This window comes from Blautia sp. NSJ-140 (genome assembly GCF_022868965.1).
Classification (GTDB): Bacteria; Bacillota; Clostridia; order Lachnospirales; family Lachnospiraceae; genus Blautia_A.
Genome location: NZ_JALIFS010000006.1, coordinates 170,446 through 195,282, shown reverse-complemented (window position 1 = coordinate 195,282; position 24,837 = coordinate 170,446). Strand labels below are relative to the sequence as shown.

Annotated in this window: 20 protein-coding genes; 17 read left to right on the top strand and 3 right to left on the bottom strand. The window is 46.2% G+C overall.

What is annotated here, in order from left to right; translation table 11 throughout:
- Nucleotide 1: 1 nt before the first annotated feature.
- The 4 genes from MUB50_RS09255 (at nt 2) to MUB50_RS09240 (ending at nt 3,389) form a co-directional block, all read left to right on the top strand.
- Nucleotides 2-1,687, top strand: a complete 1,686-nt coding sequence (locus tag MUB50_RS09255) for a GerAB/ArcD/ProY family transporter (RefSeq protein WP_244791076.1) — start codon at nt 2-4, stop codon at nt 1,685-1,687.
- 105 nt (nt 1,688-1,792) lie between these two features.
- On the top strand, nt 1,793-2,032 hold the full coding sequence (locus MUB50_RS09250) for a hypothetical protein (protein WP_118515840.1): 240 nt from the start codon (nt 1,793-1,795) through the stop codon (nt 2,030-2,032).
- 56 nt (nt 2,033-2,088) lie between these two features.
- On the top strand, nt 2,089-2,910 hold the full coding sequence (gene murI, locus MUB50_RS09245; RefSeq protein ID WP_138276721.1) for a glutamate racemase: 822 nt from the start codon (nt 2,089-2,091) through the stop codon (nt 2,908-2,910).
- Nucleotides 2,911-2,942: 32 nt separating this feature from the next.
- Entirely contained in the window at nt 2,943-3,389 is a 447-nt protein-coding gene (locus tag MUB50_RS09240; protein WP_021653071.1) for a DUF1934 domain-containing protein, read from the top strand.
- A gap of 99 nt (nt 3,390-3,488) precedes the next feature.
- Here MUB50_RS09240 and MUB50_RS09235 read toward each other — a convergent pair whose 3' ends face one another.
- The gene (locus MUB50_RS09235) at nt 3,489-3,929 is read right to left on the bottom strand and encodes a type IV pilin (protein ID WP_059086292.1); all 441 of its coding nucleotides are present in this window, start codon (nt 3,927-3,929) and stop codon (nt 3,489-3,491) included.
- 248 nt (nt 3,930-4,177) lie between these two features.
- On the opposite strand from MUB50_RS09235, the gene MUB50_RS09230 reads away from it, so the two are divergent.
- From MUB50_RS09230 to glgB, 5 genes are all read left to right on the top strand, one after another.
- Nucleotides 4,178-5,662: a polysaccharide deacetylase family protein gene (locus MUB50_RS09230; protein WP_330637513.1), complete on the top strand. Its 1,485-nt coding sequence runs from the start codon at nt 4,178-4,180 to the stop codon at nt 5,660-5,662.
- A 53-nt stretch (nt 5,663-5,715) separates the two neighbouring features.
- Nucleotides 5,716-7,212, top strand: coding sequence for a polysaccharide deacetylase family protein (locus MUB50_RS09225; protein WP_178687682.1), 1,497 nt, complete (start codon nt 5,716-5,718; stop codon nt 7,210-7,212).
- Nucleotides 7,213-7,290: 78 nt separating this feature from the next.
- On the top strand, nt 7,291-8,625 hold the full coding sequence (gene tig, locus MUB50_RS09220) for a trigger factor (protein WP_138276719.1): 1,335 nt from the start codon (nt 7,291-7,293) through the stop codon (nt 8,623-8,625).
- Between the two features lie 263 nt (nt 8,626-8,888).
- Nucleotides 8,889-10,283, top strand: coding sequence for a polysaccharide deacetylase family protein (locus MUB50_RS09215; RefSeq protein ID WP_244791074.1), 1,395 nt, complete (start codon nt 8,889-8,891; stop codon nt 10,281-10,283).
- A 211-nt stretch (nt 10,284-10,494) separates the two neighbouring features.
- Nucleotides 10,495-12,381, top strand: a complete 1,887-nt coding sequence (glgB, locus tag MUB50_RS09210; protein ID WP_244791072.1) for a 1,4-alpha-glucan branching protein GlgB — start codon at nt 10,495-10,497, stop codon at nt 12,379-12,381.
- A gap of 149 nt (nt 12,382-12,530) precedes the next feature.
- Here the strand turns inward: glgB and MUB50_RS09205 are convergent, their stop codons facing one another.
- On the bottom strand, nt 12,531-14,195 hold the full coding sequence (locus tag MUB50_RS09205) for a CapA family protein (protein WP_244791070.1): 1,665 nt from the start codon (nt 14,193-14,195) through the stop codon (nt 12,531-12,533).
- Nucleotides 14,196-15,120: 925 nt separating this feature from the next.
- Between MUB50_RS09205 and MUB50_RS09200 the strand changes: the two genes are divergently transcribed.
- Entirely contained in the window at nt 15,121-15,534 is a 414-nt protein-coding gene (locus tag MUB50_RS09200; RefSeq protein WP_244791068.1) for an acyl-CoA thioesterase, read from the top strand.
- A gap of 5 nt (nt 15,535-15,539) precedes the next feature.
- Complete coding sequence (locus MUB50_RS09195; protein ID WP_015525365.1) at nt 15,540-15,821, top strand: hypothetical protein; 282 nt, start codon at nt 15,540-15,542, stop codon at nt 15,819-15,821.
- Here MUB50_RS09195 and MUB50_RS09190 read toward each other — a convergent pair.
- Nucleotides 15,791-17,602, bottom strand: a complete 1,812-nt coding sequence (locus MUB50_RS09190) for a DUF885 domain-containing protein (protein WP_244791066.1) — start codon at nt 17,600-17,602, stop codon at nt 15,791-15,793. The two genes, MUB50_RS09195 and MUB50_RS09190, sit on opposite strands and share 31 nt — an antisense overlap.
- 168 nt (nt 17,603-17,770) lie before the next feature.
- Here MUB50_RS09190 and trxB point away from each other — a divergent pair, with 168 nt between their 5' ends.
- The 6 genes from trxB to MUB50_RS09160 all read left to right on the top strand — a co-directional run bounded on the left by trxB (nt 17,771) and on the right by MUB50_RS09160 (nt 24,749).
- Entirely contained in the window at nt 17,771-18,709 is a 939-nt protein-coding gene (trxB, locus tag MUB50_RS09185) for a thioredoxin-disulfide reductase (RefSeq protein ID WP_244791064.1), read from the top strand.
- Entirely contained in the window at nt 18,696-19,733 is a 1,038-nt protein-coding gene (locus tag MUB50_RS09180) for a LacI family DNA-binding transcriptional regulator (protein WP_244791062.1), read from the top strand. The genes trxB and MUB50_RS09180 overlap by 14 nt, the downstream gene beginning before the upstream one ends.
- A gap of 420 nt (nt 19,734-20,153) precedes the next feature.
- Nucleotides 20,154-21,185 carry a PTS mannose/fructose/sorbose transporter subunit IIAB gene (locus tag MUB50_RS09175; protein ID WP_244791060.1) on the top strand — a complete coding sequence of 344 codons (1,032 nt, stop codon included), beginning with the start codon at nt 20,154-20,156 and terminating at the stop codon, nt 21,183-21,185.
- 49 nt (nt 21,186-21,234) lie between these two features.
- On the top strand, nt 21,235-22,050 hold the full coding sequence (locus MUB50_RS09170) for a PTS mannose/fructose/sorbose/N-acetylgalactosamine transporter subunit IIC (RefSeq protein WP_244791058.1): 816 nt from the start codon (nt 21,235-21,237) through the stop codon (nt 22,048-22,050).
- Nucleotides 22,047-22,877, top strand: a complete 831-nt coding sequence (locus MUB50_RS09165; protein ID WP_186582204.1) for a PTS system mannose/fructose/sorbose family transporter subunit IID — start codon at nt 22,047-22,049, stop codon at nt 22,875-22,877. The genes MUB50_RS09170 and MUB50_RS09165 overlap by 4 nt, the downstream gene beginning before the upstream one ends.
- Before the next feature lie 192 nt (nt 22,878-23,069).
- Nucleotides 23,070-24,749 (top strand): glycoside hydrolase family 13 protein, encoded by a 1,680-nt coding sequence (locus MUB50_RS09160; protein WP_244791056.1) that lies wholly within the window; start codon nt 23,070-23,072, stop codon nt 24,747-24,749.
- The last annotated feature ends 88 nt before the right edge of the window (nt 24,750-24,837 follow it).

Here is a 24,837-nt window from a genome sequence, read left to right as displayed (position 1 = left end):
TATGAGATTTGCGGAGAATAACAGGATTTCCCACAGGCAGCTTTTTCGGCAGATCATACTGGTGTTTCCGGCGCCGTTTCTGCTGTGCCTGTTTAAGAATGGAGCGATGTTGGGCATCAGTGCCATGGCAGGGACAGCTGCTGCGGCCGTAGTGCTCTCTTTTTATGTGATCTGGTTGATACGTCTGACACCTGCGTATGGGGAGCTTTCCAAAAGGACAGGAGATTTTGCTGTACAATTTATCGGACTGTTCTTTTTAATATATGTGATCGCAAGTTCGGCATTTCTTTCGGATCTTCTGGGGGAGGTGATCCCGGAAAGTCTGATCAGCGGGATTTCCGGAAAATGGCTGTCTCTTCTTGCAGTTGCAGTCTGCAGTCTGGGAACGCATCGCGGAATGCAGAGAAGAGGGCGGATCGCTGAGGTGTCCGGAAGGGTTTTTCTGGCAGGGATTCTTCTTCTGATGCTTTTATGTGCAGGGCAGGGAAAAACAGAGTACTTTATGGAAGTGATGAAAGATCCGGAAACAGGATTTGCAGGAGAGCGATGGCTCCGTGATCTGTATACACTTTTGTGTGCTTTTTCAGGAGCAGGACTTCTTCCCTTCGGGTTGGAGTATGCAAAAAAACAGGGAAGTGCCAGAAAACCTGTGATTCTGGCTTTTCTTGCAGTTTGCGGGATCATTTTTGGAATGCAGCTCCTTCTTCCGGCGGTCTTTGGAGGTGCACGCCTTAAAAACGAGATCTGTCCGGTACTGCCTCTTCTGGAAGGTGCGGATCTTCCGGGAAACGTACTGGCGAGATTTGATGTGATATGGATGGGATTTCTGGTATTCGGACTTTTGTTTTCTCTGGGAAGTTTGTTTCATTACGGAAATCAGATCGCGGAAAAAACCGGGTTCGGGACCGGTCGGTACTGGATCCCGGCAGCAGGCTGGCTGCTTTCCCTGTATGAGAGAAACGGGATGGGGATCCGGGAGTATTATGGCTGGTATCTGGGGTACATCTTTGTGCCGTTTCTGCTTGTGATACAGCTTTTTCTCAGTACGGAAAACAGGGGAAGACGGAAGAAAAAAATAACTGTGGCAGGACTTGTCCTGGTCATCACTTTGACGGGATCAGGCTGTGCGGCAGTAGAACCGGAAAAAAGAGCTTATCCGCTGGCACTTGGGGCCGGTGTTTCAGAGAATGGCTTTGTGCTGAAATATGCAATGCCGGATATGAGTACAGCTACCGGACAGGAAAAACCGGACGAAGACCCGATTTCTGTTCTGACTCTTTCCGGCCGGGACTTTCAGGAGATCGAGGCAGTCTACAACCGGTCTCAGGAAAAATTTCTGGATCTTGGTCATCTTGAAGTGCTGATCCTGGATGAACAGATCCTGGAAGAGGGAGCCCGGGAAGCACTGATCGGATATCTGAAGCAGGAAGAGCATATCGGAGAGGATGTCTACGTGTTTCGGACGAATATGCTGGGAGATGTTTTTCACTGGAAAGGAGCCCGAAAAAGCTCCATAGGGGAATATCTTCAGGGAATCCAGGAGAACCGCACATCCGGGCAGCAGAAGAAGGGTGTGACTCTGCGGGAGGTATATCATCAGTTTTGTCAGGATGGAACGCTGCCCTGGCTTCCGGAGGTATGGGTGGAAGGTGAGCTTCTGGAAGTGGATTACGGCAGTAATGAATAGATAGGAGCCGGACTGTTAATAATACAGATGATGATCAGTACGATAAATCGTACAGTATATCCCTGGATAAGATCATCAGAAGATTTTTGACAGGAGGGCTTGCTCATGGAGCATATAAAAACGAAGAAGCATGTATTAAAAAAAGCAGGAGGAATCCTTCTGCTCATGGCAGTGATCCTTGCAGGGAGTACCTGGGAGAGAAGAACTGCAGGTGATCGGCAGCCACAGTTTTATGCCTGGTGGGGAACGATCTATCCGGAATTCTGTTTTGAAAAAGCAGAGGACAACGGGGAAAATAAGCCGGTGAAGATATCCTTCTGGCTTGCGCAAGCCCTGGATTGGTGATACAATATTTCAACGGACCAATCACGTTCGATTAATTATTTCAGGAGATAAGATCAATGAATATAGACAGAAACGCACCTGTGGGTGTGTTTGATTCCGGTATCGGAGGACTGACAGTAGCCCGGGAGATCATGCGCAATCTCCCATCGGAAAAAATCGTATATTTCGGAGACACAGCCAGAGTTCCCTATGGAAGCAAATCCAGAGAAACGGTGATCCGTTATTCCCGCCAGATCATTCATTTTCTGCAGGAACAGAAGGTGAAGGCCATTGTGGTGGCCTGTAATACAGCCAGTGCGTTTGCTCTGGATGCGGTGAAGGATGAACTGGATATCCCGATCCTTGGAGTGATCGAGGCCGGTGCCAGAGTTGCTGCCCATGAAACAAGAAATAAACGGGTGGGCATTATCGGAACGGTGGGCACGGTAGGAAGCGGTATCCATGCCTCTTATCTGAAGGAACTGGATCCGGAGATCACCGTGATCGGAAAAGCGTGCCCGCTGTTTGTTCCGCTGGTAGAAGAAGGCTGGTATCATGATCCGGTCACCGAGGAGGTTGCCAGAAGGTATCTGAAGGAGCTGCAAGAGCAGGAGATCGATACACTGATCCTCGGATGTACGCATTATCCCCTTTTAAGATCTACCATCCGCAAGATCATGGGTGAGGAGGTCTGCCTTGTGAATCCTGCATATGAGACAGCACTGGAGCTTAAAAAGCTGCTCTCCAGACTGGATCTTGCCAGCAATGAGGTAGCACAGGAGGAATTTCCGTATCGCTTTTATGTAAGTGATCTTGCAGAGAAGTTTAAGGATTTTGCCAATTCCATCCTGCCGTATAACGTAGAAAAAACACAGAAGATCGATATCGAAAAATATTAAACAGATCTGTACATAAATGATAGGAGAAAAGAATGCAGAAAGAAGTTTTGATCCATGTAAGAGGGCTTCAGATGATGGATGCACAGGGGGATCAGGAACCTATAGAGATCATTGTTCCGGGACAGTATTATTTCCGCAATGGTTCTCATTATCTCAGATATGAGGAACTGCTGGATGAAACAGCAGAACCCACCATCAATTACATAAAAGTATCCGGAAAGGGTCTGGAAGTCAGCAAGAAGGGGCTTGTCAATGTACACATGGTATTTGAACAGGGCAAAAAAAACATGACCTATTATACTACCCCTTACGGAACACTTCAGATGGGAATCTCAGCTACGAATCTGGAGCTGACGGAAAGCGAAGAGAACCTTCAGATCAAAGCAGATTATGCGCTGGATATGAATGAAGAACATGTGGCAGACTGCTATCTGGCGATCCAGGTACAGCCAAGAGACTGCAAGGATTTTGTTTTATAGATCCTGCAGAAAATAAAAGATATATAATTACATTACATAAGAAAAGCCGCCATGCATCAGGGAAATTCCTGAAAGCGTGGCGGCTGTTTTGGATTCTGATCATTTACGGAATCTTGCGAGGAAGCCTTTTTTCTTCTTCTGTGGTGCTTCGAGAGAACCACGGATTCCTTTTACGCCAACGATGTAAAGACCGCTGACTTCAGCTTTGATCTCTTTTTTGACCGGGATCAGATCAAAAACCTTTTCATCTGCAATAAGGATGCTGATCTTCGGACCGACTTTGGCTTTTACGATCGGAAGCTTGGACCGGCGCATAAGCTTAGGTGTCTGGTCGATGACCATCTGTGGAAGTCCAGAATCTTTCAGCGGCATCCGTTTTTTATCGATGACCAGCATGGAAACTGTCTGCTTGTTAGCCTGGATCTGAGCCTGCTGTTCGTCCTGTTTTTTCTGAGCTTTTTTTCCGAAGAAATAGAGTGCGATCACTGCTGCGATCAGAATAACGAGGATGACCAGAAGAACGATGGTAACTGTACTCATTTGAGAATCCCCCTGTATATATATTTGTTTCGCAATCGGTTACATTACGCAAACAACATTTTAGCATTGTTTCGTCAAAAAGGCAATTAAAAAAGTGAAAAAGACAGGTGGAACGGTGGAAATTTCAGCAGTTACCAGTTATAATGATTACGATGCAGTTCATCTGTGTATGCTGCAGAGATTACAGGACATAACTATCTTTGAACTAACATATGTAATGGATAAACCAGAGATGGAGGAAATATTATATGGAAGAGAAAACGCCCGGGAGAACCCGACCGGAAATGGGAACTCCTGAGTACGAAGAATGGCGGAAAGAGGTATTGAAACGCCGCAGAAAGCGCCAGCTGAAGGAACGCAGAAAACGTCTGGTTATCATAACAGTGGCAATGATCGCCGCAGTCGGGGCATCAGTAGGGGTCGGTGCGCTGAAGGGCAGAAGTGAGAAGGCTTCAAAAGAAAAGACGGTTTCTTCTGACAAACAGAAAGAACAGACCGTTTCCGGAGAAAAAGCTTCAGAAGCGGGTACTAAAAATACAGAGACCGTTTCCAAAGATACTCTCGCAGAGGCAGAGCTTCTGGCCAGTCAGTATAACTATGACAAAGCTATCGATCTTCTGAAAAAGGCTCCGTCCTATGATTCTGATAAGAAGATGCAGGCGGCTGCAAAAAAATACGAAGACGTAAAAGCAACCTGTACGGCATGGCCCCTTGAAAAGGTGACACATGTTTTTTATCATATTCTGATCAAAGATCCATCCAAAGCGTTTGACGGAGATTACAAAGAAGCAGATTATAATCAGGTCATGACAACCATTGATGAGTTTAACAAGATCACGCAGATCATGTATGACAAGGGCTATGTGATGGTAAGCATCAAGGACATGGCAAAGGCAGATGACAACGGGAACATCACAGAGGGAGAGATCCTTCTTCCGCCCGGGAAAACGCCGTTTGTCCTCTCACAAGATGATGTATGCTATTATCATTACATGGACGGTGACGGCTATGCCACGAAGCTGATCGTGGATGATAAAGGAAAGATCCGCAATGAATATGTGGAAGATGACGGAAGCGTATCCGTGGGAGATTACGACATGGTTCCGCTGATCGATCGATTTGTGGAAAAGCATCCGGATTTTTCATATCGCGGTGCAAAAGGAATCCTGGCGCTTACCGGATACAACGGGATCCTGGGATACCGTACCGACGAAAGCTATGAGACCCGTCCGGCAGATCTGGATGAAAATAAAGTACAGTGGCTGGATGCACATCCGGATTTCAGCCTGGAAAAAGAACGGGCAGCCGCAAAAAAGGTTGCCGATGCCATGAAGGCAGAAGGCTGGGAATTTGCAAGCCATACCTGGGGACATCAGAATGTGGGACAGGTCACACTGGAGAAGCTTCAGGCAGATACCGAACGTTTCAAGAAAAATGTAGATCCGCTGATCGGGGGAACGGATGTTATCATTTTTGCTTTTGGAACTGACATTACCAATGACCAGGAGTATTCCGGGGATAAATTCGAATATCTGAAGGGGCAGGGATATAATTATTACTGCAACGTGGATTCCAGCCAGTATTATGTACAGATCAGGGATCGGTACTTCCGTCAGGGAAGACGGAATCTGGATGGATACCGTATGTATTATAACCCGGAACTGTTATCCGATCTTTTTGACGTAAAAGATGTTTTTGATCCGGCAAGACCGACACCGGTGCCGCCGATGTAACGGTCATATCCGGAGATACGAGGGGACTTTTAGAAAGGGGCATATATATTATCATGAAGAAAAAAATTGCAGGTGTACTGACAACAGTACTTGCGGCGTCACTTCTTGTGGGCGGAAACCATCCGGTCACTGTTCAGGTGGACAATATGATCTCCGGGACACAGGACGACGAGGATACACAGTCTGATGAAGCGGAAGCGGAAGCAGAAGCCGAAGAAGAACAGTCCGAAGAAGCCAAAGTAGCAGCGGATCCGGAGGACCAGCCGGCAGCTACCGAGACACCGAAGGAAGAAAAAAAGGCAGAAAAAGAAACACAGAAAAGGGAAGCTGCCGAGAACAGCTCCGACAGTACTTCCTCAGACGAAAAAACACTTCTCAGAAAAGCCAAAAAACTGGCACAGCAGTATGATTACACCGGCGCGATCTCCGTGCTGAAAAATAACTGGAAATTTGCCACCAGTGACAAGATGCAGGAAGCAGCAGCAGCCTACATGAAAAAAAGAGATGCCTGTGTGGAATATCCACTTGAAAATATCACTCATGTATTTTTTCATTCCCTGATCGTGAATACCTCACTGGCCTTTGACGGAGATTCCGATGAGGCCGGATATAATCAGATGATGACCACAGTCAGCGAATTCAAAAAAATGATCCAGATCATGTATGATAAGGGTTACGTACTGGTGAGTCCTCATGATATGGCTGTGATCAATGATGACGGAACCATGAGCAAAGGAAAGATCATGCTGCCGGAAGGCAAGATCCCTTTTGTTCTTTCAGAGGATGATGTCAGCTACTATCATTATATGGACGGAGACGGATTTGCCACAAAGCTGGTGATCGACGACAACGGAGATATCAAATGCGAGTATAAGAAGGCAGACGGTACAGTTGTGACCGGAGATTACGATGTGGTGCCGATCCTGGATTCCTTTATCAAAGAACATCCGGATTTTTCCTATCATGGAAGAAAGGGTATCCTGGCAATGACCGGTTATAATGGTGTTCTGGGCTACCGTACAGACGGGGCATACAAGACTAAGAAGAATCTTCAGGATGACCAGAAGGCGTTTCTCAAGGCCAATCCGGATTTTGACTATGATAAAGAAGTAAAAGCAGCCAAAAAAGTGGCGAAGGCCATGAAAAAGGACGGCTGGGAATTTGCAAGCCATACCTGGGGCCACAGAAACGCCACAAGCTCCACAGCAGCGGAGTTGAAGACCGATAATAAAAAATGGGAAAAATATGTGGCACCCATCCTCGGAAAAACCGATATGATCATTTTTGCTTTTGGTGCGGATATCGGCGACTGGGAAGGATACACCTCGGATAATGAGAAGTATGAGTATTACAAAAGCCGTGGCTACCGCTATTTCTGCAATGTAGATTCCAGTCAGTATTTTGTGCAGATCACAAGTGAATATTTCCGTCAGGGAAGACGGAATCTGGATGGATACAGAATGTATTACAATCCGGATATGCTCAGTGACCTGTTTGATGTATCGGAGGTGTGGGATTCTTCCAGACCGACACCGGTACCGGAAATGTAAGACAGCAAACACACTTTACAAATCTGTATAAAAAAAGATTATAATCGAACCGACAGTACTTGATGAAGGGAGTAGGTTATGAAGAAAAAAGCATATCTCATGGTTCTTGCACTGTGTGCGGCACTGGCGATCACTGCATGTGGCACATCAACAGACCAGAAAGATGACAAAAAACCTGCAGCAGAAGCGCAGGATACAACAGATAAAGAAGATTCCGGATCTGCAGATTCCAAAGAGTCAGAAGAAACGGATTCCAATAAAGACAGCGAAGAGGCAGCCTCCGGAGACACAAGGCTTGTTTCCGTGGATGATGTGAGCAAATATGTGACTATCGGAGAATATAAGGGGCTGACTCTTGATAATACGGTAGAAGCTGTAACCGATGATATGGTTGACGGAAGGATCAAGGAGGAACTGCAGAACAAGGCTGAGGAAGTAACGGAAGGCAGCGTTCAGAACGGAGACGTAGTTACCATCAATTATGTGGGAACCAAGGACGGTGTGGCTTTTGACGGCGGTACTGCAAATAATTATGAGCTGACCATAGGCTCCGGAACGTTTATCGACGGATTTGAGGACGGGATCATCGGAATGAAAAAAGGTGAGACCAAGGATCTCGATCTGACTTTCCCGGAGGAATACTCTTCGGAAGAACTGGCCGGACAGGAAGTGGTATTTAAGGTCACGCTGCAGAGCTTTAAGCGTGCACCGGAGCTTACAGATACCTGGGTAGCCAAGAATACAGACTGCAAGAGTGTGGATGATTACAAGAAGGAAATCCGCACTACACTGGAGGATGAAGCGAAGACAAGTGCACAGAACACATTGCGTGAAACTGCATGGAACACAGTGCTATCAGCATCTGAAGTGAAGGAATATCCACAGGAGGATCTGGATACGGCAAAGACGGAGTTTCGCAGTCTGTATGAGAATTATGCAAAACAGGGTGCTATGACGCTGGAGGATTTTGTAAAAGCTCAGGGAATCTCCATGGATGATTTTGAGGAGCAGAGCGGTCAGTATGCGGAGTTTAAAGTAAAGCAGAATCTGATCGTACAGGGGATCATGGATGCGGAGAATATGACACTTGAAGATAAAAAATCTCTCAGTATCCAGGATGAACTGATCAAAGCATACAGTGTGAAGGATCTGGCTGCGTTGGTAGATAAATACGGACAGGCAGCAGTGGATGAATCCATCGGACTTCTCAGAGTGGAAGATTTTATCCTGGACAATGCAACGGTTGAGGAGAAGGTTTCTGCCGGTGATACCCAGGGAGTAAACGGAGATGATCCTTCCTCGGACGGAAGCAGTGCGGAAGGTACCGTGGATGAAGAGCTGGAAGCGGCAGAGGCTACAGATATGGTGCCGGAAGACGGCGAGGCGGATCAGAATGCAGCGGGTCAGGAGTGATCTGACAGTATCAGCAGCTAAAAGAGTGTGGTGCCCGGAATATGTTCCGGGTGCCATTTTTTTACAAAAGGACAGGGGAAAATTAAGGTTACCGTTCACTGGTAATATTCCGCGAGGTGTGTTACTGAGAACGGAGTGAACAGTAATAAATTAAGAGATTCTTTCGGGAATTCCCATTGTATTTAAGCATTAAATGCGGTATGATTAAAGACAGACGTTAAATATCAAAGAAAGATATAAGTATATAAACGGGGATGTATAAAATGGACAAAAGAGTTTTGCGTGAGAGGATGCGCAGAAAACAGCAGCAGTTAAGACGGCGGCGGATGATGAAGCGGATAACCTGTGTAGTTGCGGCGATTCTTCTGTTGGTTTTTGTTGTTCGAGGGGTAATTCTTCCCATCGTCAACCATGCAGGCGGCGGAAACAATAAAGATGCGGAGACAGTAAATGTCCAGGCAAATACCGCCGGAGCTTCCACAGACAGCAGTACGAAGGACGGTACGGCATCGACGGATACGGCTGCTTCGGATACAGACAGCGCGGATTCCAGTACGGATGCAACGGTGATGCCGGTAAAGGGCAGTGAAGCGGGTGAAAGGCTTTCTGTTATGACTCCGGGATGGCATGAGGATTCCACAGGAAAGTGGTATCAGAATCCGGATGGTACATATTATGTAAATGGTTTTGCGGATATTGACGGAACAACATACAGCTTTGATAAAAAGGGATACATGCAGACCGGATGGGTGGAAAAAGGTGTGAAGGATTATTATTTTAATGAGGATGGTTCTTATGATCCTTCCAAGAAGCGCCCGATGATCGCTCTGACCTTTGATGATGGTCCTGGAGAGTATACAGAGACACTTCTTGATACTGTTGAGAAATACAATATCCATGTTACGTTCTTTATGCTGGGACAGAATATGGAGGGCCGTGAATCTACCATACAGCGAATGGTAAAGCTTGGCTGCGAGATCGGTAACCATACTTGGGATCATCCGGAACAGACGCTGCCGAATATGGACCTTGATTCTGTTTTGCAGGAGTTCCAGAAGACCGATGATGCACTGGTAAAAGCCTGTGGGCAGGCATCAACTGTATGTCGTGCACCGTATGGCGCGATCACAGATGAGCAGATAAGTGCAGTTGGCAAGCCTTTCTTCATGTGGTCTACAGATTCTCTGGACTGGAAGCTGATGGATGCGGATGCAGATTATAATCAGATCATGAATGATTCTTCTTTGGGAGATGGTTCCGTCATCCTGATGCATGATATTCATGAACCATCTGTGAAGTGTGCCACAGAGAAGCTGATCCCGGCACTGATCGACCAGGGATATAAGCTTGTAACAGTCAGCGAGCTTGCAGAAGCGAAGGATGTTACGTTACAGAGTGCTTCCTATTCTGACTTCTGGGACAGCTCTCTTCAGGCTGGTCGTGTTGCAGGATATGCAGGAAATTCCAGCGATTCAGAGGATTCCTCTGATGATAGCTCCGATGGAAGCGATTCTTCTGACGGATCTGATGTCAGTGACGGATCTTCCAACGAAGATGACTACTCCGATGGCTCTGACGAAAGTGATTATTCTGATGGATCTTCCGATGATGGAAGCTATGATGACGGTTCCTATGACGATGGAAGCGGAGAATATTAAAAAATAACAGGAGAGACCTGAATGACAAGATGTGCGTCATTCAGGTCTCTTTTTTGACTTTATCTGACACTGTCGGATAATAGACACATATTAGCCGGAGAGGGTTTTTCCTTGACTGAAAATATAGGGATTGGTATAATTATAGAATAAAAAATTCCACTTAAAATTGGGGAATGGACGGTGGCAGAACTATAAAGGGAGGTACCTGAAAATGGGAAAGAAATTACAATTTACGGAGCTTGACCAGTATCTGTTCGGTCAGGGCACGAATTATGATATTTACAGGAAGCTGGGAGCACATCCAGACACGCAGAATCGGAAAAAAGGGGTTTATTTTGCAGTGTGGGCACCTAATGCACAGGCGGTTTCTGTTATAGGTGAATTCAACGAATGGGATACGGAGAAGAATCCCATGAAAAAAGTTGGACCCATTGGCGTTTATGAGACATTTGTACCGGGAGCAAAGATCGGACAGCTGTATAAATTTTACATTACAGGTGCACATGGTGAGGAACTTTACAAGGCAGATCCATATGCCAATGCCGCTGAAATGCGTCCCGGAACAGCCTCTCGTATTACAGATATCACCAACTACAAATGGAAAGATGATACCTGGATGAAAAATCGTGAGAACTTTGATCCGGACACAAGTGCCATGTCAATCTATGAGGTGCATCCGGGTTCCTGGATGAAGCATCCGCAGACAGCAGAGGATGAGGATGGTTTCTATTCCTACAGAGAACTGGCGCCGAAGCTTGCCCAGTATGTCAAAAAAATGGGATACACCCATGTGGAGCTTATGGGTATCGCAGAGCATCCTTTTGACGGTTCCTGGGGCTATCAGGTAACCGGCTATTACGCACCGACTTCCCGTTACGGAACACCGCAGGATTTCAAATATCTGGTGGATTATCTCCATCGTCAGAAGATCGGTATCATTCTTGACTGGGTACCGGCACATTTTCCGAAGGATGCACACGGACTGGCTAACTTTGACGGAACTGCTGTATATGAGCATGCAGATCCGAGACAGGGTGAGCATCCGGACTGGGGAACCAAGATCTACAATTACGGACGTCCGGAGGTGAAGAACTTCCTGATCGCAAATGCTCTTTACTGGGTAGAGGAATGCCACGTTGATGGTCTTCGTGTAGATGCGGTTGCATCCATGCTCTACCTGGATTACGGTAAGAAAGACGGTGAGTGGGTCGCCAATAAATACGGCGGAAACAAGAATCTGGAGGCTATTGAATTTTTTAAGCATCTGAATACCGTTGTTCTCGGAAGAAATCATGGAACTGTCATGATCGCAGAGGAATCTACCGCATGGCCGATGGTAACAGGCAAGGCAGAAGACGACGGGCTTGGATTCTCCCTGAAGTGGAATATGGGCTGGATGAACGACTTCCTGGAATACATGAAGCTGGATCCATATTTCCGTAAATTTAATCATAATAAGATGACATTTTCTATGACTTATGCATACAGTGAGAAATATGTTCTGGTTCTGTCTCACGATGAGGTAGTACATCTGAAGTGTTCTATGCTGGAGAAGATGCCTGGGGAGCTGGATGATAAATTTAAGAACCTGAAGGCCGGATATACTTTTATGTTCGGGCATCCGGGTAAGAAGCTTCTGTTTATGGGACAGGATTTCGGACAGCTGCGTGAGTGGAGTGAGGCCAGAGAGCTTGACTGGTATCTTCTTGGCGAGGAAAATCATCAGAAGCTGCAGCAGTATGTCAGTGATCTTCTGCATATCTACCGCAAATATCCGGCACTTTACGGTGCAGATAATGATCCATCTGCATTTGAGTGGATCAATGCCAACGATGGTGACAGAAGTATCTTCAGCTTTGTGAGAAAATCTCCTACAAGACGTAATAATATTCTGGTAGTATGCAACTTTACACCGGTAGCACGTCCGGATTACCGTGTAGGCGTTCCGAAGAAAAAACAGTACAAACTGATCATGGATGAGCAGGGGCTTCTTCCGAAGGGCAAGGTATTTAAAGCCGAAAAGAAAAATTGTGATAACCGGGAATTTTCTTTTGCATATCCGTTGGAAGCTTATGGAGTTGGTATATTTACATACTGATATTCTGTATAGTGAAATCTTTGAAAGAAAATATAAAAGATAAAATAAAAATACCGGAGATCTGTGTGCCTTTGAAGTGTTCACTTCAGAGGTGCCGGATCTCCGGTATTTTATGAATCAGGGTATAGACTGGTCACGAAAGGTTATCACTATTCTTCGCTATCATCGTAAGAACCATCATCGTAGGAACCGTCATCGTAGGAACCGTCATCGTAGGAACCATCATCATAGGAACCATCATCGTAGGAACCGTCATCATAGGAACCATCATCGTAGGAACCGTCATCCGAGGAGTCGTCTGTGCTGCCTGAGTTATTATCAGCAGAGTTAAAGTCTTCGGAAGTGATGTCAATGCCTTTATCTGCGTAATATTTTTCTGCTGTGATGGAGTCGGTATCTTCTACGATATTTCCGGATGCATCGATCATGTTCAGGTCTGTGTCAATGGTCACATCCAGGAGGTTGGTTCCTGTGGATGGAGTGACATTCATGGACATGATCTCGTTGAACTTCTTTTTCAGATTGTCAAGAGTGAATACACCGGAACCAATGTATGACTGTACACCGTTCTGAGATGCAAGTTCTTCTGTGTAATCGGAAAGCATATATGGTCCGAATTCACCGGCATCGCTGTTGTAATGCATGACCAGAGGTTCCACTGTAGGAGTCAGGATCTCAATTGAGGTCTTGCCGTTCTGTACGGTTTTCTGAATGGTGAATTTTGCCATTCCGCCGAGAAGTTCTTCCAGCTTCTGTTGGGTGGATACGAAATTTCCCAGAGAGTAGAAGACTACAGTTTCATTGCCTTTGTCATCAGTAAGACGGCCATATGGTTGGAGTACATGTGGATGTCCGCCGATTATGACATTTACGCCTTGCTCCATAAGGTAGGCTGCCCATTGTTTTTCATATTCGTTTGGCATGGTTTCGCCTTCGGTACCCCAGTGTGCTACAAAGATGATACAGTCGGCCTGCTTTTTTGCTTTCTGGATCATGGCTGTGATCTTGTCTTTGCGGATCATGTCGATCATGTAGTCTTTTCCTTCAATGCCGCCTACGTTTGTACCGTAGGTGTAATCCAGAAATGCAATCTTGATACCGTTTATTTCGCGGATCTTTACGGTGTCGGCATCTTCCTGGGAATCGTGGATTCCCAGAAGTGTGACATCCGGATATTTGGTTTTCCAGAAGTTCAGTGTGTCTGTGAGGAAGCCCTCTCCGAAGTCATCAATGTGGTTGTTGGCGGATTCTACTACGTTGAATCCGGCTTTTATAATGGCGTCTCCTACTTCTGTGGGTGTTGCAAAGGATGGGTAGGAGCTTACGCTGTCATGGTCGGTTGTGAAGACGGTTTCCTGATCGATCATTTTGATGTCTGCGTCCTTGATGGCGTCCTGGATGTGGGTGTAGATCTTGTCGTAGTTCCAGTTGCCGTCAGAGGATGCGCCTGCGTCGATGAGACTCTGGTGATAGAGGTTGTCGCCTACTGCGATGACGGAGGCAGTGGTAGTTTCGGCAGTGGTGTCGGCTGCTTCCTGATCGGCTTTGGCTTTGGCTGCCGCGGCTTTTTTCTGTGCGTCTATGGCTGGTTTGCGGATGAGGCGGTAGTCCAGCTGATTGAAGAAGAGGACCAGGATCGCAAGGACGATGACGGATGCCATAAGACTTACGCGGGCATTGCTGCGTTCGCGGAAGTTCAGGGGAATGTTGTCCTTGGGGTTGCGCCGGGGTTCTCTGAGGGGATCCGGGGTGGAGCTTTTTTTGAAGACTCCTTTGAGGGAGTCGGGGATGTTGATGTTGGGTGGAAATTTCATTTATGTTTTACCTTGTCTTTCTTTGGATTCTGAATGCGATTGATTGGTGATTGCATTCATGAGTGTTTGGTGTAGTGGAATGTGAATGCCACTTTGTTGTTTGATTTTTTGTTGTGTGGTTGTATTATAGCAGATTTTTATTTTGGTGGGAAGAGGGGGTGGGGATTGAACGTACGCCTGAGCCGGGGATGCTGCCTGGTCTGCGGCTTCGTCGGGGGCCAGCCAAGAATCAGCTCCCCTCCTGCAGAGGCAGACCAGGCAGCATCCCCGGCTCGGGCTGTGAGGTTCAGGGCGGTAGGGTTAGGGTGGCTGCTCGGGAGTTTGATTTAAAGTGTGAGGCTGAGTGGGTTCACGGGAATTGGATGAGCCGTCAGCGCTGCGCTGGACGGCGTGGAGGAAAGGCTGAGTTTCTTTGTGGTTTGATGGGAAGGGGGTGGGCCGAGGCGCTTCGCTGTCGGCTGGGAGTGTGTCGAATTGTGGTGGAATTTTTGGATGGGTTTTGTGTGATTTTTTCTCTGGTGCATGGTATGGTTGGTATATCTTATAAGATCTTTTGTCTGTATGGACATTCTTGGAGCTTCGGGTTCTGAAGCGTTTTCCGTTTTTTGTTACTGTGAAGGTTATGAAAATACGTTTTATGTGGTTTTTATGTTTTCTTTGTGTGGTATAATTTATATATCAGTAGGAGTGTTAATGACCAATAATACTATATTTGATGATGTTTTTCGGACGATGATGGAGTAGATGAAGTTATGGGTGGAAAGGTTTTACAGTTGGAATCGGAACGCTTGCTTGAGCTGGGAGAATAATAGACAGTGCGGAGGCTTGCAGGGAGTTGTATAAAGAGTATGGTTTGTGAGAAATAAAGAGGATATTTTGTCACTGGTGGCAAATGTCAGATTTTTACAGAAGAGAGGATACAGACATGGGTGTTTACAGGCGTAAGGCACAGTATCATGAGACGGATCAGATGGGGATCATCCATCATTCCAATTATGTGAAATGGATGGAAGAGGCCCGTATCGATTTCATGAAGGAGTTGGGTTTTGGTTATGGTGAGGTGGAGAAGCGGGGAATTGTTTCTCCGGTTGCAGGGGTTTCGGTTTCTTATAAGAAGCCGGTGCTTTTTGATGATGTAGTGGAGATTTCAGTTTCGGTGAAGAAGTACAGTGGTGTGGTTCTGGAGCTGGCTTATGATTTTTTTAATGTGACCAGAAGTGAGGTTTGTACAGAGGCTTCCTCGAAGCATTGTTTTACCAGGAATGGGGAGCTGATTTCTCTGAAAAAGGAGATTCCGGAACTGGATTTGCTGTTCAGAAGCTGTGTGAAGGGGGATTGAGTTTGATGGAAGTTGTGGAGATGCTTGATAATCTGAAGGAAAAGGCCCGCAGGGACCCGGCGCTTCGGGAGATGTTGCTTGCTACCCGCAGGGAGAAAGAGCCGCTGGCTGCTTTCTGTAAGAAGTGCCGGGAGCTTGGGGTTCCGGTTTATGAGATGGATCTGATCGCAGCTGGTGAGGAATTTTATGCAGCGATGAAGAGGAGTACCAATGGTGGTGGAGAGAATTCTCCGATGCTTGAGGGTGAGGATGATTTTTATGAATTGTTTTTTGCCGGGCTGGAATAAAAAATGGAATTCAATTCCGCATCAATATACTTCTCCAGCACAGGGAACTGTACACCACCAATCTTCAGTACCTGGCTGTGGAAAGCTTTCAGATCAAAGTCCTGGCCAAGGCGGTTCTGTTCGGAAGTGCGTAAGTCCAGAAGGCTTAAGTAGCCCCAGTAGTATTTCAGATAATTTCCCGGGGTTTCCAGGATATACTGGTAGATCTCGGAGACAACGGCGCTGTCTTCGATGCCAAAGGCTTTCAGAAAGCTGGAAGCTTCGGCCTGAGTCCAGCCGTTGTAATGAATCTCAATGTCCAGAAGGGAGTACATGCATAAATTGATGCTTCGGTTCAGCCAGGAGATCCTGGCAAGCTCTGTGGCAGAAGGATCCTGAATATAATCGGCGGCGTACTGGTAGGCATAGGGTTCAATGTAGGTGGCCCATCCTTCCGCAAAGCCGGAGGTGCAGAGAAGATTTCGGATGTTGGAGGATTTTTGGCGCTGGAAGGTGACAGTCTGGTAAAGATGCCCCGGGAATCCTTCATGTGCCAGTGTGGTAAAAAGCTCCAGACCCTGGTAACTGGCAGCCGGATTTATGTAGATCACATTGGGGGTTCCGGTATCCATAGGTGGAGTGAGATAAAAGGCGGGGCTTAGATATTCTTTCATGGAATCGTGGACTGTGCGGAGCTCAAAGGTGACATCTGTGAGAGGTGGGAAGTCTGTTTGGATCTTCTGCTGCAAGGCATTCAGCATCCGGGCAGGCTTCATTTTTCTGAAAGTGATTCCCCGGCTGAGAGTAGTCAGAAGCTCCGGGCTTTGTCGAAGCATGGTTCCTGCGATGCCGATCTCGTCGGAAAGCTGTCTGGAGAGTCGTTTTTCCATTTGCTTTACAGGAACGTAAGAGCCGGTCTGACTCTGAAGAAGATAGAGATAGTAGGCTTTTCCTCCCTTGAAATAAGTCAGGCCACGAGTGTTTTTTCCTGTGCCACGCAAAGCTTCCAGACCGGTCATAAGTTCCTGATAGGCTGGGATGACTTCTGTTTTCATAAGATTTTGGTGGGTCAGGATCAGAGCGTTCTGCTCTGACACGGAAAGCTTTCCGTATTCGGAGAGTTTTTTCTGAAAGATATTCAGCATATAGCTGTTGTCGGGGTTTCGGATAAAAGAACTGCATTGTGCCAGGATCCGGTCCAGTGTGGTATCACTCATAAAAAAACCAGCTTCGGATTTCTTTTTCTCAAATTCCAGGATACTCCGAAAGTATGGGCGGATGGTGGTGAGAAGAGTGAGATAGTCGGTGATATCACGTTCTTCATAAAAGGCATATTCCGCCAGAAGCACCGGAAGCTGAGCCTGAATACCAAGACTTGGACCAAGGGGTTCCTGAAGCAGATAATTGTCACCCAGTGATTTTTCTGTGTGGTAATAGAGGAGCATGGAGTCCAGTGTCAGTTGATTTTCCGTGGAAAGGCGGCTGTAGCGGAAGGATTTCAGTTTTTTTTCGTACTGGCTGCAGATCTGGTATGTATTTTTCATATTTGTGGGAATAGTGCCAAGAGAAGCTTTTTTTCGCCGGATGCCCTGTTTTTCCGGATGTGCCAGGGTATAATGGAGGGTAAGGGTGCTGCCGGAAACTTCATTTTGAAAAACTTTTCCGGAAAAAGCTTCGAATTTTCCGTTTTCTGTGATCCCGTGAGCGGAAAAATAACCGGCAGTAAGGCCGGTGAGAAGTGCCAGGATAAGAAGCAGAGTGATGAAAATAGGAGATTTATTTTTCCTGATTTTAAGAGACATACGACAGTCTTTCGTTACTGTTTACAGACATATGCCATGTGGAGAGTGCTGATGGTCTCGAAGCAAACAGTAACGTCCTTTCAGAGTGGCGCTTTGTTCTATCATATTGGAAAATTACGGAATCTATGATATTATGTGAGCGGAAATATACAAAAATGGAGAAATAACATGAGTGATATTTATGATCTTGCAATTTTAGGCGGAGGTCCGGCAGGGATCACGGCGGCGATCTATGCGTCCAGGGCCAGGTTAAATACCATATGGATCGATAAAAACTTTGCACCGGGCGGCCAGGTCACAGCTACCTATGAGGTGGATAATTATCCGGGAATGCCGGGGATATCGGGCATGGATATCGGAGAAGCCTTCGGGGAGCATGCCCGGAAGCTGGGATTGGAACCGCAGAGAGAGAAGATCCTTTCCCTGGAAAATATTTCCGGGGAGATCAAGACGATTCGCACAAAAAAGCATGAATATCAGGCGAAAGCTTTGATCCTTGCATTTGGGGCAGAGCACCGGAAGCTGGATATCCCGGGAGAGGATGATCTGAGCGGCCTTGGTGTTTCCTACTGTGCTACCTGTGACGGAGCTTTTTATAAGGATCGGACCGCAGTGGTAGTGGGAGGAGGAAACGTGGCAGCAGAGGATGCAGTTTTCCTTTCCGGCCTCTGTGAAAGGGTATATCTTGTTCATCGCCGTGATGCGCTTCGAGCAGATAAGGCACTTCAGGAGAAGGTCTTTGCCTGTGAGAATATAGAAATGGTGTGGGACAGTGTTCCCCTTGAGATCCTGGGACAGGACGAAGTGACCGGTCTTAGAATCCGTAATATAAAAACAAAAGAAGAGAGGGAACTGACCGCAGATGGTGTTTTCATTGCTGTGGGAATCGTTCCTAATACGACACTTGTAAAGGACCAGCTCAAGCTGGATGAAAATGGATATATCTGTGCAGGAGAAGAGGGTGTTACCAGCGCACCAGGGGTTTTTACAGCGGGGGATATTCGTACCAAGGCACTTCGCCAGATAGTAACTGCTGTTTCAGACGGAGCCAATGCAGTGGCTTCCGCACAGAAATATCTCTGGAGGAAAGATAATGGCAACGATTAAGGAAATCGCGCAAAGAGCAGGCGTGAGTACAACAACTGTTTCCAACGTCATACATGGAAAAACAAAAAAAGTATCTCCTGCCAATATTCAGAAGATCGAGAATCTTATCCGTGAAATGGGATATGTCCAGAAAATGGGACTGAGAGTTCTGAATAAAGAAAAATCCCAGCTGATCGCAGTTGTGATCAATTATCATAAAGACTTCAAGGATTCTATCATCGGAGATCCTTTTTATGGAAAGATCATCGGTTTTATCGAGAAATATGTGCAGGAACTGGGATATTATCTGATGCTGTATTCCGCAAAGGATACAGATAAGATATTCCAGATGGTCATGGGCTGGGATGTAGATGGTGTTATTGCCATTTCCTTCAGCAAAAGCAACTGCGAAAAGATATATCAGCTGATCAACAAACCGATCGTTTCCATTGATGCATACGGTGAGCTTGATGCAGGCCAGGAAAACCATGTCCTGAATATCGGACTGGACGACGAAAGTGGTGGCTATCTTATGGCAAAATATCTTCTGGAATGCGGCTATGAGCATATCCAGGTTTGCGCAGGCCGTGATAATGGTGTGGATCATCTTCGTTACATGGGCGCTCAGCGGGCGGCGAAGGATTTTGCAAAGAAAAAGCAGAAGGTGCAGTTTACTGCTCTTGGAATGAACTACGCCAAACGAAAAGAAAGCTATGCGTGGCTGCTCCAGCGGAAAAAACCAAAGGCCGCACTGTTTTTCCTGTCGGACCTCTATGCATTGGAGGCTATCAGCTTTTTCAGCAGTCGTGGAGTAAAGATTCCGGAGGAGATCGGAATTGCAGGATACGATAACATCAGCTATGCGGAATTTTCCGTGCCTCGTCTGACTACTATCAGCCAGAATGTGGAGCAGAAGGCATCTCTTGCAGTGGAAATTCTGATGGAACGGATCAATGGAGTGGAAAAAGAGCGTGAAAATGAGATCATGCTTCCGGTCACGCTGATCCCCAGGAGATCTGTACAGCCGCAGCATGAAGAAAAGTAAGTCTGCAGAGAATGTACCCGATCTGATCAGGGGGTAGATACGAGAAGTCACTGTAGAACTGTGAAAAATAGAAAATCGGGACTTTCAATATAGTAAGAGTACAGAGAATCTGAGATATAAAGATATCAAAAGCCGAAATATACGGGAACTGTCAGTGTCTGACAGTCAGAGTATTTTCGGCTTTTTGTAAATTTACCTGAAATCGTAAAAGAGTTATCCTGTGTAGGTTCGTGCTGAAGATGTGGATAATAAGCATTTGCTGTTCTATGTGAAACCTGCACAAAACCATGATTTTGAACTTGTTACAATGATAGGTTATGTACATAACCTATTTACATAGTCTAACTTTGATGCTATAGTGTGAATATAAAGGTTAGGTACATAACCAAAGGGAAAGAGTACAGAAGGAGTGAATACCAGATGAAACAGATTCTGATCGCCACACATGGAAAAATGGCCTCCGGCATTCGTTATACAGCAGAGCTGATCGTTGGAAAAATGGATGAGATCACAACCATCGACGCTTATGTGACACCGGAAGACAATGTGGAGAAAAAGTTTGAAGAATATTTCGCACAGCATGAAAACGACAGGATTTTCGTTTTCACAGATCTGATGGGAGGAAGCGTAAATCAGAAGCTTCTGGGATACAGCCAGAAAGAAAATGTTACGCTGATCACAGGAACCAACCTTCCGGTCCTGATGCAGGTCATGATGGCAGATGACGATGTGACAGAGGAGGAGATCCAGGAGTTCATCGATGATGCCAGAGAAGAGCTTCAGGTAGTGGACTTTGGCGGTGGAAAGAAATCCACATCTGAAAAAAATGCTGAAGAAGATACTGCACAGGGTACCGAAAATAACGCACAGACTTCAGAAGGTGCTGCATCGGATGCAAAAAAATCCGCACCGAAAAAAGCTCTGGCTCCCCAGTCCTATGACAATTCCACAGCAAAGATCACCGCACTTCGTGTAGATGACCGTCTGATCCACGGACAGGTTGCCATGACCTGGACCAAACAGCTGGCTGTACAGGGAATCGTGGTAGCTAACGACGAGGCAGCTAACGATAACACCCAGAAGATGGCATTGAAAATGGCCGTACCGGGCGGAATCAAATCGCTGATCAAACCGGTGGATGAAGCCATTCGTATCTTAAACAATCCGAAGGCATCCAGGATGCGTATTCTGGTTCTGACAAGAACGGTAAAGGATGCTCTGAAGATAAGACAAAGTGTTGGTGAGATCGGATTCCTCAATGTAGGAAATACGGGACGTTTTGATGGGATCGATGTTTCCGAGAAGCTTGTCCTGACCCCGACTATCATGCTGACAAAAGCAGAACAGCAGGCACTGAAAGAGCTGGTGGCTCTTGATCCGAAGGCCTGTATGCAGCAGGTACCCAATGATGAGCAGAAGCTTGTGAAGGTTATACTGGACAAGCTTGACTGACATCCACTGAATAAATAAAACGTAGCACAAAAAAGGGAGGAAAGAAAAAATGTTAAACGCATTTCTTGTAGCACTTGCCGTATTTATCTGTGTCGGCGGTGCAGAGCTGGTCGGATTTACCATGCTGAACCGTCCGATCGTCATCGGGCCACTGGTAGGTCTGTTCCTTGGAGATCTTCACACAGGAGTTATCATCGGAGCTTCATTGGAAGCTGTATTCATGGGAGTTGTAAATATCGGCGGAGCTTCTGCAGCAGAACCCGGAATTGCCACAGCTGTAGGAACTGCCTTTGCCATCATGCTTGGCAAAGGCTCTGAGGTTGCCCTGACACTTGCACTTCCAATCGGTATCCTTGGTCTTCAGATCAAGACCGTTCTCTACATTTTTATTGTAGGTATGTTTGCAAAAACCTTCGACCGTCTGGCGGCAGAAGGAAAAGAAAAACAGATTGTTGCTCTTCACTATGGGCTCTGGACTGTAAACTGGTTTTTATATTCCCTGTTCGCATTTTTCGGGATCCTGTTCGGATCTGATGCAGTCAGTGCACTTCTGGATGCCATCCCGGATGTTGTTATGAATGGTCTGACAGTTTGCGGCGGACTTCTTCCGGCAGTAGGTATGGCAATGTTGATGAAGATGCTCTGGGATAACAAGATCTGTATGTTTTATTTCCTGGGCTTTGTCCTTGCAGCATACTTAAAGCTTCCGCTGATCGCTCTTGCCGTGATCGGTGTGATCATTGCCATTTCTATTGGTATGAATGATTACAAGCTGAACCAGCTTGCGGCGCAGAGAGTGACAGCTTCACCGGCCGGTGGTTCTGACGAATATCTTGATGAAGAAGAGGAGGAATTTTTCTCATGAGTAATTTAACGAAATCCATTCCTGCAGATGAAAGAAAAATGCTGAGAAAAGCATTCTGGCGTTCCTTCACTCTGTATGCGGCAGTAAGCCCGGCAAAACAGGGAGCTTCTGGTTTCTGCTATTCCCTGATGCCGTTTATCAACAAATTTTACAAAAACGATGAGGAGGGCAAAAAAGCAGCCCTCACAAGAAGTATGTCCTATTTCAATACAACCATCACCTGTTCCACTTTCATTATGGGTCTTGTAGCTTCCATGGAGAAGAAAAACAGCGAGCAGAAGGATTTTGATGCAAGCTCTATCAATGCAGTCAAATCCTCTCTGATGGGACCTCTGGCCGGCATCGGTGATTCCATTTTCTGGGGCGTTCTCCGTGTGATCGCGGCCGGGATCGCAGTAGGTCTTGGTGCATCCGGAAACGTTCTGGCACCGATCGTGTTCCTGCTTCTTTTCAATATTCCGTCTATTCTTGTGAAATATTACGGAACCTTCCTGGGATACAAGCTTGGTTCCGAATACATCCAGAAGGTTTATGCAAGCGGTCTTATGAACATCCTGACAAAGGCTGCCAGCATTGTAGGCCTGATCATGGTCGGCGGCATGACTGCAAGCATGGTAACCTTTAATTCTACTTATGAGCTTACCATGAAGGGGGAATCTGTTCTGAACCTCCAGAACATGCTGGACCAGATTTTTGTCGGCATCGTTCCTCTTGGACTGACTCTTCTTTGCTATTATCTGCTGAAAAAGAAAAATATCAGCATCACAGTTCTGATCATCGGTGTTATCATCCTGAGCATCATTCTCTCTCTTCTTGGAATTGCATAAACCTTAAGGATAAAGATCAGAACTACGAAAAGGCGGACCTCGGGTGGTCCGCCTATAAAAAACCTGAAAAAAAGTTATATTAAAATAACTGATCGTAAAAAGGGCAGTTGAAGAGTATCTGACGGGATATAAATAAGCGGCAAATACGGATTATAAATATCTGCTCAATGCAAAATAAAGGAGACATAAGAAATGAAAGATTGGTGGAAGAATTCCGTTGTATATCAGATTTATCCAAGAAGCTTTAAGGACTCCAACGGAGACGGCTTCGGCGATCTCAAGGGTATTATTGAAAAGCTCCCCTACCTTCAGAACCTTGGGATCGATGTGATCTGGCTCAGCCCTGTTTTTGACTCCCCACAGGACGACAACGGTTACGATATCAGTGATTACCGTAAAATCTACGCGGGTTTCGGAAGTAACGAGGATATGGATGAGCTGATCGGAAAAGCTCATGAGCTTGGTATCAGGATCGTTCTGGATCTTGTTGTCAACCATACTTCCGATGAGCATGCATGGTTTGTGGAAAGCCGGAAGTCAAAAGACAACAAATACAATGATTATTATATCTGGAAGGATCCGAAAGCAGACGGCAGTGAGCCAAACAACTGGGGCTCCAGCTTCTGCGGAAGTGCCTGGGAATATGAAGAAGAGCGCGGCCAGTATTACCTTCATTTTTACAGCAGAAAGCAGCCGGACCTCAACTGGGAAAATGAAGCCGTCCGTAAGGAAATCTATGATCTGATGAAGTTCTGGATGGACAAAGGTGCTGACGGATGGCGCATGGATGTGATCGCATCTATCTCCAAGGATCAGTCCTTCCCGGATTACCCGAAAACGGATGGCCGCAAGTATTATACAGGAAAATATCACAGCAACGGACCAAGACTTCATGAGTTTATCCATGAGATGAACCGGGAGGTGCTTTCAAAATATGACTGTATGACGGTAGGTGAGGCGCCGGGCTCCACACCGGAGGTTGCAAGACTGTTTACAGATCCGGAGCGTGAGGAACTGAATATGATCTTCACATTTGAGCATATGAACATCGACCGTATTCCGGGTTCTGTAAACCGCAAGTGGGCGCTGAAACCTTTTGATCTCCGAGAGCTGAAACGTGTGATGACCCAGTGGCAGAACAAGCTTTATGGGAAGGGCTGGAATGCTCTGTACTTCGAAAACCATGACCAGCCACGTGTGATCTCCAGATGGGGAAATGATACCACTTACCGTGAGGAATGCGCAAAGGCTTACGCTACTGTTCTCCACGGCATGCAGGGAACTCCTTATGTATATCAGGGTGAGGAGATCGGTATGACAAATGTACAGTTCCCGCTGGATGAATACGAGGATATCGAGGTGCGTAACGCATACCAGGATCTTGTTATTAAGAACAAAACCATCTCTGAGGATGATTTCCGCAAGGCAGTATGGAACAAGAGTCGTGACAATGCCAGGGTTCCGATGCAGTGGGATGACAGCGAAAATGCAGGATTTACGACCGGTAAGCCATGGTTCCGCCTTTCTGATCGTTACCAGGAGATCAATGTAAAAAAAGCTCTGGAAAAAAATGATTCCGTGTTTTATTATTATAAGGATCTGATCTGTCTTCGTCATGAGGAAGAGCTTCTCACAGAAGGTGACTATCAGCTCCTTCTTCCGGAAGATGAGAAGATCTTTGCATATTTAAGAACTTCCGACAAAGAGCAGTGGATCGTGGTGGCAAACCTTTCTGAGGATACGGTAAGTACAGAAGGTCTTGCGAAATATGTGTCCGATAAAGAGGATATTAAGATTGCAAACTATAAGGACAGAACAGGAATCAAAGCGGACTTAAGACCGTACGAGGCGTTTATGATGAGGATCCGGTAATTCCTGAGCTGTTGTATATGTAGTAGTAAAGTGGAAGAAAAGTCTCCGCTTTACAGAGAGCAGGTATGAGTATTTGTGCGTATCTGTA